Genomic DNA, 17715 nt, shown 5'->3' with positions numbered 1-17715 from the left:
CTGAAGCGGAGTCGAAGGGTGATTGGCACAGTATTCAGGGGATGGCGTTTGCGCCTTTCGACTCCGCTTAAGACGAATAACGGTATTTACAAAGCACGACTGTTATGAGGCATCAGAGGATCGGCCAGCTCACCAACCGTCAGGTTCAGCGAATTTTTCGGAACGGCTGCGGGCTTGATGGTTGCTGTGCCATCTTCGCTAATTAACCATTGCTGCCCACCAGCCCTGACCGACAGCGGCCTGTGCAGAGCATCGGCGATCAGTGTCAGTGGATGGTTTTCGGGCAGCTCATTGGCTGGTAACCAGTCCTCTATGGTAAAGCTTGACCAGTATTCAGGCCCGTAGCAACGTCCTTCTAATTGCGCACGTTGAACCTCCTGCCTGAAAAGCGCAGACGGCACCTCTTGATCATCATTGGCAGCAACTGAGGAATCATCACCGCTCGCCCCCCTGTACTCACAGACTGTCGGTCTGGACATAAGATGCCTGTCTATATCTTCCCCGGTTTTTTCCAGTGTCATTCTCAACGGGGTTACCAGCCTTGTCAGCTTACCCCAGGCCTCTTGCAATTTTGACAGATCGAAGGGGGCTATTTGCGGTTGATCCTGTTGACCATGTGCAGGTTTTCTTCGACTTTTTGACAACTTGTGGTTTCTTTTCAAAAACTGCAACCGGTCGTTCCAGATACGTTCTATCTCATCAAAGGTGGCTTCAATCTGACTAACCAGCGCTACCTCTGCCCTGATACGCTCATGCAAAGATGCCAGCTCATCCAGAAATTCATTGTCCAGCCCATCAGTACGAAGAATTAATCCCGACAAGGTGCTCAGCGCATCATTGACACTATCAAGCCAACCACAAATCTTCGTTATATCAGTAACGTCCTGAATGGCCTTTTTGAATTCCACACCCAAATCATGCGATGGCATTACACCTGCTCGAATTAACTGCGCATAGTAATAAATGAAGGACGTATGAGAGATAACCCGGTTGAATTCTTTATTTATTTTCCTGTCAAGCATATCAGCAAGAGCGAAATAAGACTCAACCTTAACCACTGCCGTACTCTCGGGATCATCAATCACTGATTGAATCATTGCCATGACCTCAGCCATTGGTCGATCAGCAATAAACGCCTTTACTGCATCCTGCACCCCCTGTGGCAAAGGTGCTTCCTTCGGGACTTGTGAATCTTGCCGGGCTATCGATTGGGCAGCGAGTTCTGGCGCTTTTGGCTGCGCCGGTTTCCGAAAACCATAGCCCCTGGCCATTTTTTGTTTCAGCTTCCCGCTGATCTCCCGTTTTTTCCTGGTGTTCTCACGCTCTTCTTCACTGACCAGGCGATTTATTTGCTTGACAGATTCTCCCTCCCTAAGGGCATGAATCAATAAAACGTCTCTGCTGGGCCCTTCTACGAATCGTTGAAAACAGTCATTGAGCTCTGAGCACTCAGCTTCAGACAGGGAAAACATCTGCTTAGCCTTTTCCATCACATCTTTTAACAACTTCTTGATAGTTTCGATATTCTTAAATTCATTATTGCCAAGGTCTGACTTGATGCAAACCAGGCAGGCTAACGCCTTCGATGCAAGATAAAACAACCATTCGATATCGTCTAATTCAGCAGTTATGCCATCAATTTTGCCATCAATCAGTTTGATGAACTCCCTTAACAGCTTGCCCGCTGCAACAAATTCGCCAATACACAGTGAAGCGCTAATCATTTGTATTACTTCAAAAATTTTATAGCACTTAAACAGGTCTGATTTGTTCGACACGGTCTTTAACCAACTGCTCAACCCTTTAACATCAGAACCTAATCCACGATTCAGGCCATCTTTGTCATTCAGCTGTGCGTAGTGACTGACAGCATCATCAAGGATTTTGATCAGAGACAAAGCAACAACGTTATGACTATTGGAAACTGATTTCATGTGCACATCACAGTTCTCATGCTTGCCCAGGAGCTGTTCATGCAAACTGGCCAGCTCGGCACAGACATTCAGAAGTTCCATGGATTGTGATATGAAGACATGCCAGTGCTGTGCCAGACGATCATCACTGACGGAGTTCAGGTATGACTCCTGGCCAAGATCACTGACGGAGTTCAAGTATGACTCCTGGCCAAGATCACTTAAGCAATTGCCATATTTCTTTGCGAACATCGCCATTTGGTATGCGACTGGCTCATCGCTTTGATATTTTGCAGATACCGACTGCAACACAAACACTATCCTGATTACCGCCAGGTAGCGTTTAAAGCACAAATTCATGTACTCAAATTGCAAATCAAAGAGTTGATATTTAAGTTCTTCACAATTTATTCTTGCGTCTTTTCTCAGGTTACTCGGGATTTTAGGCAGCTTGAGTCTTTCTTCAGTCACCATTTTTTTGAACTGATCAACTTTCTTTCGATAACACTCCATAAGCCTGAGGCCTTTAGTTGACTTTGCTGTAAAGCCCATAAGGTCATAGGAAAACTCCAGATTTTGGAGATGTGCCTTGAAAAAAGTCATTAATTCATCGCAACTTTTGGAACAGGATAATTCTTCATGGTGCTTAACCTTTCTTTTAGTCAAGCTTTTCTCAGGCACTTCTTCGGCGGGTATTTTCAACGGAGTATTTTGGCTTACATTCAAAACCCCGGGCATCTCAGCCAAAGAACCGCCGGAGTCAATCTTATTGCTGACATTATCAGCTATAGCTCCCCCCGGTAATTGATGTTCACCACCAGGTGCACTCACAACAGAACGCTGTACATAGTCCATAACTGCTACCCGTATAGTTTATAACCGGGAAAATTTCTTAATAAGGACAACGTAAAACCTCTTTTGTTCCCTGATTGTGCAGGCTGACCTGTCCCTGTGAACTATCACGAATATTGTTTTATACCTGTTACATACAACAAATGTCGCATTTAATTACCACCGCCTTTCTCAGATGAGGCAGTAATGAAGAATCTTGACGGCCGTCGGTTTCAGATTCCCATAGAGAAAAAATTCGATTTAAAGCAATACAGGACTGGCATGCAGGCATGAGTCCTATCAATCTTGCTCACAAGTATGGATCCTCAAGAAAAGTATTATTTATAAAGCACGGCTGTTATAAGGCGTCAGTGGATCGGCCAGTTCATCAACCGTCAGGTTCAGCGAATTTTTCGGAATGGCTCCGGGCTTGATGGTTGCTGTGCCATCTTCACTAATTAACCATTGCTGCCCACCAGCCCTGACCGACAGAGGTCTGTGCAATGCCTCGGCGATCAGTGTCAGTGGATGTCTGTCGGGCAACTCACTGCCTGGTAACCAGTCCTCAGGGGTAAATTTTGACCAGTATTCAGGCCCGTAACAACTGCCTGCTAATTGCGCCCGCTGAACCTGCTGCCTGACAAGCGCAGAAGGCACCTCCGGTTCATCATTGGTAGTGAGTGAGGAATCATCATTGGCAGCAAGTGAGGAATCATCATTGGCTGCAAGTGAGGAAGCATCATTGGCAGCAAGTGAGGAATCATCATTGGCAGCAAGTGAGGAATCATCATTGGCAGCAAGTGAGGAAGCATCATTGGCAGCAAGTGAGGAATCATCATTGGCTGCAAGTGAGGAATCATCGTCACCGCCAGCCTCCCATTGCTCACAGGCTGCCGGTCTGGACATAAGATGCCTGTCTATTTCCTCCCCGGTTTTTTCCAGTGTCATTCTCAACGGGGCTACCTGACTTTTCAGTTTACCCCAGACCTCTTGCAATGTTGACAGATCGAAGGCGGCCATTTGCGATTGACCTTGCCGATCTTGTACAGGTTTTCTTCGACCTTTTGGCAACTTGTTGTTTCTTTTCAAAAACTGGAACCGGTCTCTCCAGATGAGTTTTATCTCTGCAAAAGTGGCTTCAATCTCACTAACCAGCCCTACCTCTGCCCTGACACGCTCATGCAAAGATGCCAGCTCATCCAGAAATTCCTTGTCCAGCCCATCAGTACGAAGAATTAATTCCGACAAGGTGCTCAGCACATCATTGACACTGTCAAGCCAACCACAAATCTTCGTTATATCAGTAACGTCCTGGATGGCCTTTTTGAATTCCACACCCAAATCATACGATGGCATAACACCTGCTCGAATTAACTGCGCATAGGAATAAATGAAGGACGTATGAGAAATAAACCGGTTGAATTCTTTATTTATTTTTCTGTCAAGCATATCAGCAAGAGCGAAATAAGACTCAGCCTTAACCACTGGCGTACTCTCGGGATCATCAACCACTGATTGAATCATTGCCATGACCTCAGCCATTGGTCGACCAGCAATAAACGCCTTTACCGCATCCTGCACCCCCTGTGGCAAAGGTGTTTCCCGTGGTGGGGTTTGTGAATCTTGCCGGGGTGTCGACTGAGCAGCGGGTACAGGTGCTGTTGGCTCCACCGGTTTCCGGTAACCATAGCCCCTGGTCATTTTTCGTTTAAGCTTCCCCCTGATCTCCTGTTTTTTCCTGGTTTTCTCTGATTCTTCTTCACTGATCAGAAGGTTTAATTGCCTGGCAGATTCTTCTGCCTTCAAGGCGTGCATCAGTAAAACATCTCTGTAGGGAGCTTCTATGAATCTTTGAAAACACTCATCAAGATTTGCGCACTCAGCTTCAGACAGGGAAAACGTCTGCTTAACCTTTTGCGTCACGTCTTTAAACAACTTTTTGCTTGCTTCGATACTTTTAAGATCATTATTGTCAATGTCTGACAAGTTGATGCAAACCAGGCACGCTAACGCCTTCGAAGCAAGATAAAACAACAATTCGATATCGTCCAGGTCAGCATTTTTGCCATCATATTTGCCATCAATCAGATTGATAAACTTGCTTAACAGCGTCTTTGCTGTGTCATATTCGCCAATACACAGTGAAGCACTGATCATTTGTATCACCGAGGTAATTTTATAGCACTGGAACGGCTGTTCTTTGTTCGACGCTGAATTTAACCAATTGCTGAATCCTTTAACGTCAGAACCTAATCCACGATTCAGGTCTGCTTTTTCTTTCAAATGTGGATAGTGATTGACAGCATCATCCAGGGTTTTTATCAGAGACAAACCGACTGTGTCACTGATTTGGGATATCAGGGCAATATACCGTTTATGCTTATACGCATCCTTGCCAAGCAGACCATCAGGCTTGATCGGGATCTTGCCATTCAAAGTGGCCATACCGTCACAGACATTCAGAAACTCCATGGATTGTGACATGAAGACCTGCCAGTGCTGTGACAAACGATCACCATTGAGAACATTCGACAGTAACTGCTCGCTAATACTGATGGTTTGTCCATACTTTTTTGCGAGATGTGCTATTTGGTTTACGTCTGGCTCATCACTATAACGCAATGATGACACATAGTGTAAATCTAACACCACTTTAGATACAGGACTGAAGCGTTTGTGGCACAGAGCGAAGTATTCTTCTTTCAAACGAAACAACTGATCTCTAAGCAATTCATATTTTTCATATTTTTTTCTTGCACTTGTTCGGCCACCTGATTTTCTACCCACCTTCTCTCTTTCATTAGTTACCATCTCCTCAAAAAGAGCAACATCCTCTCGAAAACGCTCCATAATCTCGAGATCTTTCATTGACTTAGGCGTAAAGCCACCTAAATCATAGGAAAACTTCATATCTCTGAAAGTCTTGATGCAAAAAGAAAATAATTCATCAAAACTTTTTACTTTGGATGATTCTTCATGACGGACAACCTTTCTCTTAGCCAGGCTTTTGTCAGGCATTTTTGCAGCAGGGTATTCCGTGGGTGTTTTTTTGCTGCTTTTACTAACATTCGGACCGACGGAGTCAATGGTCTTGCTGGCATTATTGGTTATGGCTGCTGCCGGTAATTGATTTTCATCCCTTACCACATCAGGTGCACTGACAGCAGAAGGCTTTATACTTTCCATAACCATTACCTTTTATAATCGCGAATATTTCTTAACTTTGACAACGAAAAGCCTTTTTTGTTCCCTATCTATGCAACCTGGCCCGGGCCAGATCAAAAACGAGCAGTTATATACGCCTCAAATCACTGAGAAAAAATAAGGACTTAATTAACCTCCCGGTGGAGCCCTTTTTTACCGGCTTTTTTTATCGGCTTTTTTATCAATAGGGGAAAGCAGCCTGTCCCTGTGAACTATCACGTCATACAATGGACCTCATAATAACGTTTATGGAGTTCAACGATGACCACTGCTTATGAGAATCTGGTGAGCCGATTCCAGCAGATGTATCACCTTTCCCATCTGGGAGCTATCGCTGGCTGGGACCAGGCCGCCATGATGCCTGTCGGCGGCAATCAGGCCCGTGGTGCAGCGCTGGCGGAATTGAACACCCTTCTGCATCAGCTGCTGACGGCACCTGAAGTGGCATCCTGGCTGCAGGAAGCACAGGCTCAGGAAACCAATCCAGACACCATCCGATCCATTGCAGAGATGGCGGTTGAATGGCAACAGGCCAGTGCCATTCCTGATGATCTGGTGAAAGCCAAAACCATTGCATCCACAAACTGTGAACATGCCTGGCGCAGCCAGCGGCCTGCAAATGACTGGCCGGGTTTTGCCAGGAATCTGAAAGAGGTGGTTAACCTTTCCCGCCAGGAAGCTGCTGTTCGGGCAGAAAAAAGCCATGTTTCCCCTTACAACGCCCTGTTGGAGCTTTATGAACCCGGCGTCAATACCCGGGAGCTTGACCAGCTGTTTGGTGACCTGAAAACCTGGCTGCCTGGCTATATTCAGGATGCCCTGGATCGCCAGTCTTCGGTGAACATCATTCAGCCTGAAGGACCCTTCCCAATCGACAGGCAAAAGGCACTGGGACTGGAGGTGATGAAACTGCTCGGCTTTGATTTTGACCATGGCCGACTGGACGTAAGTACTCACCCATTTTGTGGTGGTGTCAGCGAAGATGTCCGGATGACTACCCGCTACAAAGAAGATAACTTTGTGGAAGCACTGATGGGCATCATCCATGAAACCGGCCATGCCCGCTACCAGCAAAATCTGCCAGAACAGAACCGTGAACTCCCCATTGCCTTCCCCCGTTCCATGGGAATCCATGAAGGACAGAGCCTGTTCTTTGAAATGCAACTGGGCCGCAGCAGCGAATTCCTGTCACTGATCCAGCCATTGATCGTCAAACACCTCTGCGCTGGCACGTCACAGCCCGCTATGACACTGGATAATCTGGAAAAAATATACAAACGGGTTCGTCCGGGCTTTATCCGGGTTGATGCCGATGAGATCACCTACCCGGCCCATATTATCCTGCGCTATGAAATCGAGCGAGACCTGATTGAAGGGAACATCGAGGTGGATGATATCCCCGAACTCTGGCAGCAGAAAATGCAGGATTACCTGGGCCTGGATGTAGCCGGTGATCACAAGAATGGCTGCATGCAGGATATTCACTGGCCCATGGGGTCGTTCGGCTATTTCCCGAGCTATACCCTTGGTGCCATGGTCGCAGCCCAGCTGTTTGCCGCCCGGAAAAAAGCCATGCCGGATAGTGCAGAGCTGATTCAACAGGGCAACCTTTCACCGATTTTTGACTGGCTGAAACACAACATCTGGTCACAGGGACGAAAGTATTCCACGGCAGAACTGATGACCAGGGCGACCGGGGAGCCATTAACGGCCAGTTATTTCCAACAACACCTGAAAGAAAGATATCTTGGCTGACAGTTCCTTAATAAATAGCATTTTCATCAATAGCACGCCCGGGTTAACTATGATGAAATCCACTGAATCTCTCCATTATTATCATTGAGGTTATATCTGATGCGGGGCATCAAAACGACACATGTCCGTCATATATTTCAGGGGCTGGCAGCACTGATCATTATCATAACGGGCATCAAACTGGGCAGCACACTGGTTATTCCCCTGCTGCTTTCTGCCCTGCTTGCCTTGCTGGCCAATCCTGTGGTTGATTTGCTGGCGCGGTTCAGGGTCCCCCGAATCGTCGGAATCCTGTTCACCTTAACAGCCTTTGTCATCTTCGCCCTGTTATTCCTGGGTAATGTTGCCAGCACGGTTCAGGAGTTTACCGCCGCACTGCCCGGGTATCGTGAACAGCTGACTGAGTCGTTTAACAGGACTCAGGCCTTCCTGGCACAGAAAAATATCCGTGTTGACCTGAAAACCTTTATGGACTCCTTTGACCCATCGGCGCTGGTCAGTCTGCTGACCAATATGCTTGGCAAACTCGGCAGTACCATGAGTTTTGCCCTGCTGATTTTAATCGCCACCATCTTCATGCTGCTGGAAGCCCCGCTGCTGCCGGGTAAGCTGCGCATAGCACTGTCATCCCCGGACCATGAATTACAGAGCATGCGCCGCTTTCTCCACTCATTTAACCGTTATGTGGCCCTGAAAACGCTGATCAGTATGATCACTGGCCTGTTGGTTGGCACCATGCTCTGGGCGAAAGGGGTGAACTTTTATGTGCTCTGGGGGCTGGTCGCTTTTCTGTTTAACTTTATCCCTAATGTCGGCTCCATCGTGGCAGCTATTCCCGGTATTCTGCTGACACTGCTGCAATTTGGCTATGGCGATGCCATGCTGGTTCTGGCGGGCTACCTGGCGATAAACGTGTTTATCGGTAATATCATTGAGCCTAACGTTATGGGACAAGGGCTGGGATTGTCGCCCCTGGTCGTCTTTCTGTCGTTGATCTTCTGGGGCTGGCTGTTAGGGCCTGTAGGGATGATTCTCTCCGTCCCACTGACCATGTTTATTAAAATCATGATGGAATCTTCCAGACAGTGGCGGAACATGGCTATTCTGTTAGGACCTGATGACAGTGCAGAGCAACACGAACAGAAGAACTGCTAATCAAGGGAGCCGGTGATGGTTGATAAACCTGACGTTGATCTGAAAAAGAATGCCCCGGATAAAAATCCATGGATCGACTGGGCAGAAAAGATCCGGGCCATTGCCCAGAATGGACTCACCTTCTCCAGAGGTGAGTTTGACCTTGAGCGATATCAGCAATTACAGGCTATTGCCCATGATATGACCGCACTGCTGACCGGAGCGCCCAAGGCAAAAGTGAACGACTACTTTCTGCCGGATCATGGTTACGCCACCCCGAAGATTGACCTCCGTGGTGGCGTATTCCTCGATAATAAAATACTGCTGGTCAAAGAGCGATCTGATGGGCGCTGGGCTCTGCCCGGCGGCTGGGGCGATGTGTGTGAACCTCCCGCTTATGGGGTCGAGCGGGAAATTGTGGAAGAGTCCGGCTATACCGCCAGGGTATTAAAGCTGGTGGCTGTTCGGGATACCCAGAGACACCCCTACTGCCCACGAAGCCCCTATCATATCTACAAACTGATTTTTCTCTGCGAGCTGACCGGTGGAGCCCCAAAAGAGAATATTGAAATTTCTGATATCGGCTTTTTTGATATTGACGATCTGCCGGAGCTTTCCGGGGGAAGAACCTTGCCGGAAGATATCCGGTTATTATTTGAACACAAAAACAACCACGAATTGCCCACCGTTTTTGACTAGGGAACCATTTAGTGATTGCCGGGTCTAAAGACAGACAATTGAAATAAAAGGAATTCCGAAAACCAAAGGGAGTTTGTAAATGAATAGTTTGATGAATGGTTTAAAGGTCACTAATGGATTGTACATAAATCCGGGATCAGGCCCGGAAAACAAAAGTTCAGGCGTGGTTGATTGTAAAAGCAATAACATCACCGACAGTAAAACTGACAAAACCACATTTCCTGAAACCCCCATTACCCAGAGATCAGCCACAACCACGGTAAATTTTTCCAGCCTGCCTGCCAATCTCTGTCAAAATGACATCAACACTGACGGGAAAAACTTCCATTTCAATCATATCTGTGGCCCTGCCGCTGTTGCCAATACCTTGGTGCCATTACTGGGAATTATCAAACCTGAAGACCAGCATGCCCTGGTCATCAGTCTGGCTGAAGCGTTTGGTATGAATGACAAGATTGAATACGGCACTGGTGCTATTGAACTGATGGCAGGTGTGCGTGCCTTTATGGAAAAACATCATCAGCAGACACCGGTCATCCGCTACTATGGCTGGCGGGCTGAGTACGCTTCTGACAAATCATCATTTGACCATATACAATCCAGGCAACCACCGAATCAACAGCAAATCATCGACAATATCCGGATATCAGACGGAGCCTGGCTGAACATCGGTTTTTACGTTTACGATGAGAGCACCGGTGAATACACACGAATCTCGGGCCATTGGGTGACACTGGCGGGATGTAATGGCAACGGTGAAATGGCCATTCATGACCCTGCAGGAAGAGCACACACTGCGGCCTGCCAGGAAAAAAATCACAGCGTTGTCAGCCTTGATGAAGGTCTGCTTATCGACAGGAGCAGAAGACGCAGTACAAAAAACGTTCTCTGTCTGGACCGGTCATTCAAACTGCCCATTGATCAACGGGGCATTAACACCGCCATTATTGATGGTGCCATTTTTTTCCGAAGCAAGGATAACCCGACCGGCAACGATTTCCCCTCGCTGCCACCATCTTAGGGTGTCGCAACCCCCGGAGAAAAGTCTTGATGCAGATCGGTTCGGATGCGCACCTACAGGGCAAAAAGCCGAATCGTGACCTAACCGCCATAAACCCCCGATATCCCGTGCATGACGGTTCCTTCAGGAAACGACCTGCACGGAGCCCCCTTTTAAGCCGTACCACCCACGGTAATTTCATCAATCTTCAATGTAGGCTGACCAACACCCACCGGAACGGACTGACCATCCTTGCCACAGACACCCACACCCGGGTCCAGCTCCAGGTCATTGCCGACCATGGACACCTTGTTCATCACATCAGGGCCATTGCCAATCAGGGTTGCTCCTTTGACGGGCACAGTTTTCTTACCATTTTCGATCAACCAGGCTTCACTGGTGGAGAAGACAAACTTACCGGAAGTAATATCTACCTGACCACCACCCATGTTTTCCACATAGATGCCTTTTTTAACGGTACTGATAATCTCTTCAGGATCATGCTTGCCAGCCAGCATATAGGTATTGGTCATCCTTGGCATGGGCAGGTGAGAATACGACTCACGACGTCCGTTACCGGTGGGTGCAACACCCATTAAACGAGCGTTCAGCTTATCCTGCATATAGCCTTTGAGAATGCCATTTTCAATCAGGACGGTGCTTTCTGTGGGGACTCCCTCATCGTCCATATTCATGGAACCACGACGACCGCCCAACGTACCGTCATCAACAATGGTACAGTGTGGAGAAGCTACCCGTTCGCCAATCCGGCCAGCATAGGCAGACGAACCCTTGCGGTTAAAGTCACCTTCCAGTCCATGACCTACCGCTTCGTGCAGCAGCACACCGGACCAGCCAGCGCTTAATACCACCGGCATGGAGCCTGCCGGAGCGGCTACTGCTTCAAGGTTGGTCATCGCCTGACGCACGGCTTTGCGGGCATACTCAAGACCAGTGTCGTTGAGCAGGAACTGAAGGTAGTCACCCCGACCGCCGCCACCGGCAGATCCACGCTCAATACGCCCCTCTTTTTCAGCAATAACACTGACATTCAAACGAACCAGCGGGCGAATATCCGCCGCCAGCGTGCCATCGGAGGCGGCTACCAGCACCACCTCATGGACACCGGCCAGACTCACTGTCACCTGCTTGACACTGGGGTCGGCCTTGCGGGCTTCCTGGTCCAGCTTTTTCAGCAGATCAACTTTATCTTCACTGGTTAAAGAATCCAGAGGGTTGGCGGTTCCGTAGAGCGACAGTGGCTGGCTGCGCTGCCATGCCTGAACCTGCTGCTGCTGACCGACCCGGGCAATACTTCGGGCGGCACCGGCAGCCTGTTCCAGTGCCGGGAGAATAATTTCATTGGAGTAGGCAAAACCGGTCTTCTCGCCACTCATGGCGCGAACACCGACCCCGCTGTCGACATTGAAACTGCCTTCCTTAACGATGCCATCTTCCAGCACCCAGGACTCATGGCGCATGGATTGAAAATAGAGGTCAGCGGCATCCACATTGTGACCCAGAATGTTATCCAGAATCCTGCTGAGTTCACTGTCGCCGATATTGGCTGGAGTCAGCAGTTGGTCGCGGGCTGTTGTAATAATATCGGTCATAGATTTTGTCACCACTTTTGTTACCGCTTTTGTCAGCAGCACGTTTTGTCAGCAGCGTGGCTTCACACTGGTTTATTCTTATTGCAAGCCTACTCCCTGAGAACGGACTAACTCAAGGGAAGTTTACAATTTCTCATGATGCATTCACCGGACCCGAGGCTATGATACTCTAGCACAGGCACCCAACACCGTTGACACCACAATCTCAACTTTTTCTTCCAGCGCTTTGCCTTCAGGCACCGGTTCTTCCTTAACCACCAAGGGCCAGAATAGCATGCCCTGGAACAGACTCAGGTAGATATTGGTTATCACGCCAAGATCCGTTTCGTTCAAGATTATTTCACCCCATACGGGCAGCATCACCTGCATAAATGGGCTCAATCAGTTATTAGCCTGCTGATTTAAGTGTTCCAAAGGTATTTCAGGATCCGCTGGTTGCTGCGCCTCGTCCCGACGATGATAGTGTTGGTAAAGAGCACATAGACCAATGCCCGCAAGGATCGTGACAGCGGTACCCAGGCTGACACCCAGGACAACCCCGGTACTGATGGTTCCAGCCAATGGTGCAGGCGTTATGGGCAGTGCCGTTGCCGGGGGCATGCCGGAGAATGTCATTGATGCTTCCGGTAACGTCACCACGGTTTCCGTCACTGGTGCTGTGGTTGTCATTGCCGCCGTTGCCAATGGTGTTGTGGTTGTGATCGTGGCATTAATGGACGGTAACGGCGTTGAGATGGTGTTTCCTGTAATGGTTGTATTGGACATTACCATTTCGTTGAGCAATGCCGGGGTGGTCAGAGCAGGACTGGACAACGGAGTGCTTGTGTTGGCCATCGCCGTTTTGCCCAGTGGTACCGGGGTAGTCTGAGTATGGCTGGACAGCGGGTTGGCTGCGCTGTCCATTGTCGTTTTGTTGAATGGTGCCTGGGTAGTCTGAGTATGGCTGGACAGCGGGTTGGCTGCGCTGTCTATTGTCGTTTTATTGAATGGTGCCGGGGTAGTCTGAGTATGGCTGGACAGCGGGCTGGTTGTACTGTCCATTGCCGTTTTGTTGAATGGTGCCGAGTTAGTCAAAGTATGGCTGGACAGCGGGCTGGTTGTGCTGTCCATTGCCGTTTTGTTGAATGGTGCCGAGTTAGTCTGAGTATGGCTGGACAGCGGGCTGGTTGTACTGTCCATTGCCGTTTTGTTGAATGGTGCCGAGTTAGTCTGAGTATGGCTGGACAGCGGGCTGGTTGTGCTGTCCATTGCCGTTTTGTTGAATGGTGCCGAGTTAGTCTGAGTATGGCTGGACAGCGGGCTGGCTGTGCTTTCCATTGTCGTTTTGTTGAATGGTGCCGAGGTAGTCAGAGTATGGCTGGATAGCGGACTGCTGGTTGTGCTGTCCATTGCCGTTTTGTCGAGTGGTGCCGGGGTAGTCAGAGTATGGCTGGACAGCGGGCTGGTTGTCCTGTTCATTGTCGTTTTGTCGAGTGGTGCCGGAGTAGTCAGAGTATGGCTGGACAGCGGGCTGGCTGTGCTGTCCATTGCCGTTTTGTTGAATGGTGCCGAGTTAGTCAGAGTATGGCTGGAAAGCGGACTGGTTATGCTGTCCATTGTCGTTTTGTTGAATGGTGCCGGGGTAGTCATAGTATGGCTGGACAGCGGGCTGGTTGTGCTGTCCATTGTTGTTTTATTGAGTGATGTCATTGCCGGTTGTTGTGAGGTTGTATCAGCCATCGGGGTATTATTGATAGAGGATGCCGCTATCTGCGGGCTATATTGCCGGACAGCATGTGAATACGCAGGTGTAGCAGCAATCGATGTTGCTGAACAGTTCCAATGCCAATGGTCTTCAGTGAGTGATTCAGGCGTTAGCTGACAATCATCGGTTACAAAACGGGAATCGGCGGTACGGCATAATTCGGATGAATCTACAGAGCCAAGGTTTTGTAATTCACCGTTAACCCGGCTGTTCAATGATCGGATATCCGCTGTACTACCGGCATCATAACCGGCACCAATACCCGCATTCTTATCCGCCGTTGAAACAGAACAGTTAATGGCGCTGACCCCCCCGACCTCACCATTCACAAACCCGCCACCAATGCCGGCAAAGGCCAAGCGGCCTTCCGTTCTCACGTGGCTGTCCAAGGCAACGAGATCATTGACGGAACCATCAAGCTTGCCTCCGTCAAGCGGCCTTTCGAAGCCACCAACCTTCCCGCCACCAATGGCGGCATGCGCCAAGGCACCATAGGTAGTGACCCGGCTCTTTACCACCGTCATGTCCCGGATATCACCGAACACTTCGCCGCCGCCAATGCCGGCATCGGATGAGAACTGATCAGTGTTGACATTACTCGACAGAACCGTCAGATGCTCAATATCCCCTTCGATTTTGCCCCCTCCAATCCCGGCATTAGCGTGGTGACCAAGGGTTTCTACCCGACTACCGGTTACTGCCAGGTGCTTGATCAGTCCAGCCATTATGCCAGCGCCAATACCCGCATCTGAGTGAAGGCCAGAGGTATTGACCTGACTGTCTGCGACATTTATATGCTTCATCTGTCCCTCGGTCTTACCACTGCCAATGCCGACCGGGGAATAGTCGCCTGTAGTTGTGACCGAACAGTTTTTCACATCAGCGTCCACAATCAGGCTGTCTGTTTGCTGAAATCCGCTGATGACGCCAGTATAGGAGGCAAGATCTGAACGATCAGAGACCCGCTCGTTGATAATACTGGTATCCTCGATAAAGATATCGCGAACCGTCGATTGTGCTGACATTTCACAGGCTAGTGCCGCTGACCGTGAATCACTGTTTTTGATGGCTGCATTGGCTACATGCAGGTCATGCACGACGGCATCACGTCCAAGCTTGCCGAATGGACAGCCCTCCGGATCGCTGATGGTATGACAACCCCCATCATAATCCCCTGTGAATGGTGTGCCCTCGTTACCAATAGCCACACCGCTGTTATGGCTGAAACTTTTTGTCTGAAGGTAGTGACCGTTCAGGGGATACCCTGGCTGACCGATTTTGCCCAGTGTTTCGCTATCTGGGACCAGTATCAGACTGTCCGGCGCAGCCGGCGTTCCGGTCAATGGTTTGCTGCCAGGAAGCGGTGTGGTGGTATGGGACAGCGCTGTTTTATGCATGGTTGTCGGCGTTGTCAGTGCATCGGTTGCTGGTTGTGTCATTGGATTAGCTGTCACAGTTTCCGTGATGGGTAACGTCGTTGGCTGAGGAACCGGGTCCGAAGTAGCCGTGGAGGTACTTGAACAATTCCAATGATCTTCGGTGAGTGAATCAGGGTTCAGCTGGCAATCACTGGTCACAAAACGTGCATCAGCCGTACGACATAAACCGGGTAAAGTAACATTGCCGAGGTTTTTCGGTTCACCGTTAACCCGACTGTTCAGGGATGCGGTACCCTTCACGTTGCCTGAACCGAGTGCCTTACCAATATCTGCAAAACGGCCGGTGACTGAACTGTTCACTGCGGTGGTATCAGCAACTTGCCCCAGGTTCCAACCTGCACCAATCGCAACCCAGGAAAAGTCGTGACTGGCTGAAACAGAACAATCGATAGCCGTTATGCCGTTGATCTCACTTTGCTGACCAGCTACAAGCCCACCGCCAATAGCAGCAACGCTGCGAGTATTTTCTGTTTTGACATGGCTATTCAGGGCAACAAGTTCACTGACCTTGCCAGCAACAGGGGGAAACACCCTGCCAACCTGCCCACCACCAATGGCAGCATGCCCGTTGGTTCCCGTCGTTGTGACCTGACTGTTGATTACGGTGAGTTGTTTTATGTGGCCAGTGACCAGGCCACCACCTATAGCAGCTGGAGAAGAGGGCCCTGCGCTGGAAACCTGGCTGTCTCTGACGGTCATGCGCTCAATGTCACCATCAACCCATCCCCCTCCGGCTCCGGTATGGGTGTTCCGCCCTGAAGAAGTGACTGAGCAGTTAACAATCTCAATGTCTTTCAGAACGCTCTCTTTACCCAGTAGCCCGGTAATCCCCCCTGTGCGGGTCCGCTCCCCCGCTCTTCCCTCTTTACTGGTTGAAACAGTGCCATGTTCAATCCGGACATCACTGACCGCAGAGCCACCGGACATTTCACAGGCCAATACGGCAGAGTGCTGCCTGCCGGGTTGATCAATGGCGGCGTTGGCAATACGCAGGTTCTTAACGTCGGCACCGGACCCGAGTTCACCGAACAAACAGTCCTGCAGATCGCTTATGGTGTGACACCCACCGTCGTAATGGCCCTTAAATGGCTTGCTGTCACTGCCAACCGGAACACTGGTGTTATGGCTGAAACTGCGGGTCTGTTGATAGTAGGCGGCCATGGGATAGCTGTCGTTACGCCCGATTTTGCTTAGCGTTGCGCTATCCTCAACGAGTATTGGGTTGTTCCAGGCCCCGGGCCTGCCTTCAGCAGGCAGGGCCGCAGCCCCCGCCAGCCGATCCATCGCCATCAGGGTGGCGGTTGCCATGGCCGGACCTGATACACGGTTTGCTGTGCCCGAAGCGGTTACCGGCTTGCCCGGCTTTTCATCTTCCTGTTTTTTATCAGTGACCTTTTGCGAATGGTGTTTTGACACATTTTCTGAACCGCTGGCTTGCTCCTTACCTGACTTTCCAGACTTTCCCGACACGGCCATATTATCAAGGCTATTCGCCAGAGAAACGTAAGAACAGATTGTTCCTATCGCATCGGTCACTGCACTCACATTGGGTACCCAGCAGGAAAGTGCCTTGCTGGCCAGCCCAACCCCCTGAACGAAATTATCCGCCAGGCTTGTTTTGTCGTTTTTATTGTCAGCAGGCAGCGTACTGACAACCGGTGCAGTTGGCTGGCTGGTTTGTCGTTGATGCTCAGGAATATAATTGGGAGAGAGAGAGCTGAAGAAGGAGGTAATACCTGACTGGACAGCAACTGCAAACTTTCCTAATGTACCAGTGGGATTGGTTTTTGCTGGTTCGTCAAGGTAGGGATTACTGGTTACATCTGTCAGTGGTGCATGAGTTGAAGAAAATGGCTGCACAATTTACTCCATAGATGTTGTCTCGGTTATACATTGAGAGTGCCATTGTCGTATGAGTAAAAAACAAAGGCATACGGCTGGTTCAGGCAAGCGTTGATATCCATACCGTTCATCCTGAGCGGAGTCGAAGTGCGGTGCTCCCATCCTTCGACTCCACTCAGGATGAACGGGGTGTGCGTGTATTAGCGATTTCCTGCACTAGGAGGCTAGATGGCTTTTTGTCGTTATTTCAGCTTTGGTAAGATTGCTTTGGACTATATAAAGCCGTCATCAATTCCTTTTGCCGTGAAAAATATATTTGTTTTTTTCGATTGTTATCACTTTGCGCGTCGGCTTTTTCAACTTTGAACTCTGCTATTTCCACGCCTTGCGTGAGAACGGGGCAAATAAAGCAACACGACACGTACACTGCGAAATTTACATTTATCTAACGCAAATACTATAAACTCAAAAGTTGACTTCTGAGTTATAAGCCTCCCGAAAACAACTTCAGGAAATAGTTTTCCTCCTACCTAACCCGGAT

Annotated in this window: 9 protein-coding genes; 4 read left to right on the top strand and 5 right to left on the bottom strand. The window is 49.3% G+C overall.

Annotated features, from left to right (window positions below; all coding sequences use genetic code 11):
• Positions 1–86: 86 nt before the first annotated feature.
• Positions 87–2768 (bottom strand): hypothetical protein, encoded by a 2682-nt coding sequence (locus J7438_RS02210; RefSeq protein ID WP_209275272.1) that lies wholly within the window; start codon positions 2766–2768, stop codon positions 87–89.
• A gap of 318 nt (positions 2769–3086) precedes the next feature.
• Complete coding sequence (locus J7438_RS02205; RefSeq protein ID WP_209275271.1) at positions 3087–5930, bottom strand: hypothetical protein; 2844 nt, start codon at positions 5928–5930, stop codon at positions 3087–3089.
• A gap of 279 nt (positions 5931–6209) precedes the next feature.
• Between J7438_RS02205 and J7438_RS02200 the strand changes: the two genes are divergently transcribed.
• The 4 genes from J7438_RS02200 to J7438_RS02185 all read left to right on the top strand — a co-directional run bounded on the left by J7438_RS02200 (position 6210) and on the right by J7438_RS02185 (position 10557).
• The gene (locus J7438_RS02200; RefSeq protein ID WP_209275270.1) at positions 6210–7703 is read left to right on the top strand and encodes a carboxypeptidase M32; all 1494 of its coding nucleotides are present in this window, start codon (positions 6210–6212) and stop codon (positions 7701–7703) included.
• A gap of 99 nt (positions 7704–7802) precedes the next feature.
• Positions 7803–8858 (top strand): AI-2E family transporter, encoded by a 1056-nt coding sequence (locus tag J7438_RS02195; protein ID WP_209275269.1) that lies wholly within the window; start codon positions 7803–7805, stop codon positions 8856–8858.
• Between the two features lie 15 nt (positions 8859–8873).
• The gene (locus J7438_RS02190; RefSeq protein ID WP_209275268.1) at positions 8874–9536 is read left to right on the top strand and encodes an NUDIX hydrolase; all 663 of its coding nucleotides are present in this window, start codon (positions 8874–8876) and stop codon (positions 9534–9536) included.
• A 79-nt stretch (positions 9537–9615) separates the two neighbouring features.
• Positions 9616–10557: a hypothetical protein gene (locus J7438_RS02185; RefSeq protein WP_209275267.1), complete on the top strand. Its 942-nt coding sequence runs from the start codon at positions 9616–9618 to the stop codon at positions 10555–10557.
• Between the two features lie 152 nt (positions 10558–10709).
• Here the strand turns inward: J7438_RS02185 and tldD are convergent, their stop codons facing one another.
• The 3 genes from tldD to J7438_RS02170 form a co-directional block, all read right to left on the bottom strand.
• A complete protein-coding gene (gene tldD / locus J7438_RS02180; RefSeq protein WP_209202799.1) occupies positions 10710–12149 on the bottom strand; it encodes a metalloprotease TldD in 1440 nt (479 codons plus the stop codon).
• Between the two features lie 159 nt (positions 12150–12308).
• Positions 12309–12482 carry a hypothetical protein gene (locus J7438_RS02175; RefSeq protein WP_209275266.1) on the bottom strand — a complete coding sequence of 58 codons (174 nt, stop codon included), beginning with the start codon at positions 12480–12482 and terminating at the stop codon, positions 12309–12311.
• Between the two features lie 48 nt (positions 12483–12530).
• Positions 12531–17192: a hypothetical protein gene (locus J7438_RS02170; protein WP_209275265.1), complete on the bottom strand. Its 4662-nt coding sequence runs from the start codon at positions 17190–17192 to the stop codon at positions 12531–12533.
• Between the last annotated feature and the right edge of the window lie 523 nt (positions 17193–17715).

This window comes from Thalassotalea sp. G20_0, assembly GCF_017744175.1.
In the GTDB taxonomy this organism is placed as follows: Bacteria; Pseudomonadota; Gammaproteobacteria; order Pseudomonadales; family Endozoicomonadaceae; genus Endozoicomonas.
This window is presented reverse-complemented; position numbering and strand designations above follow the sequence as displayed.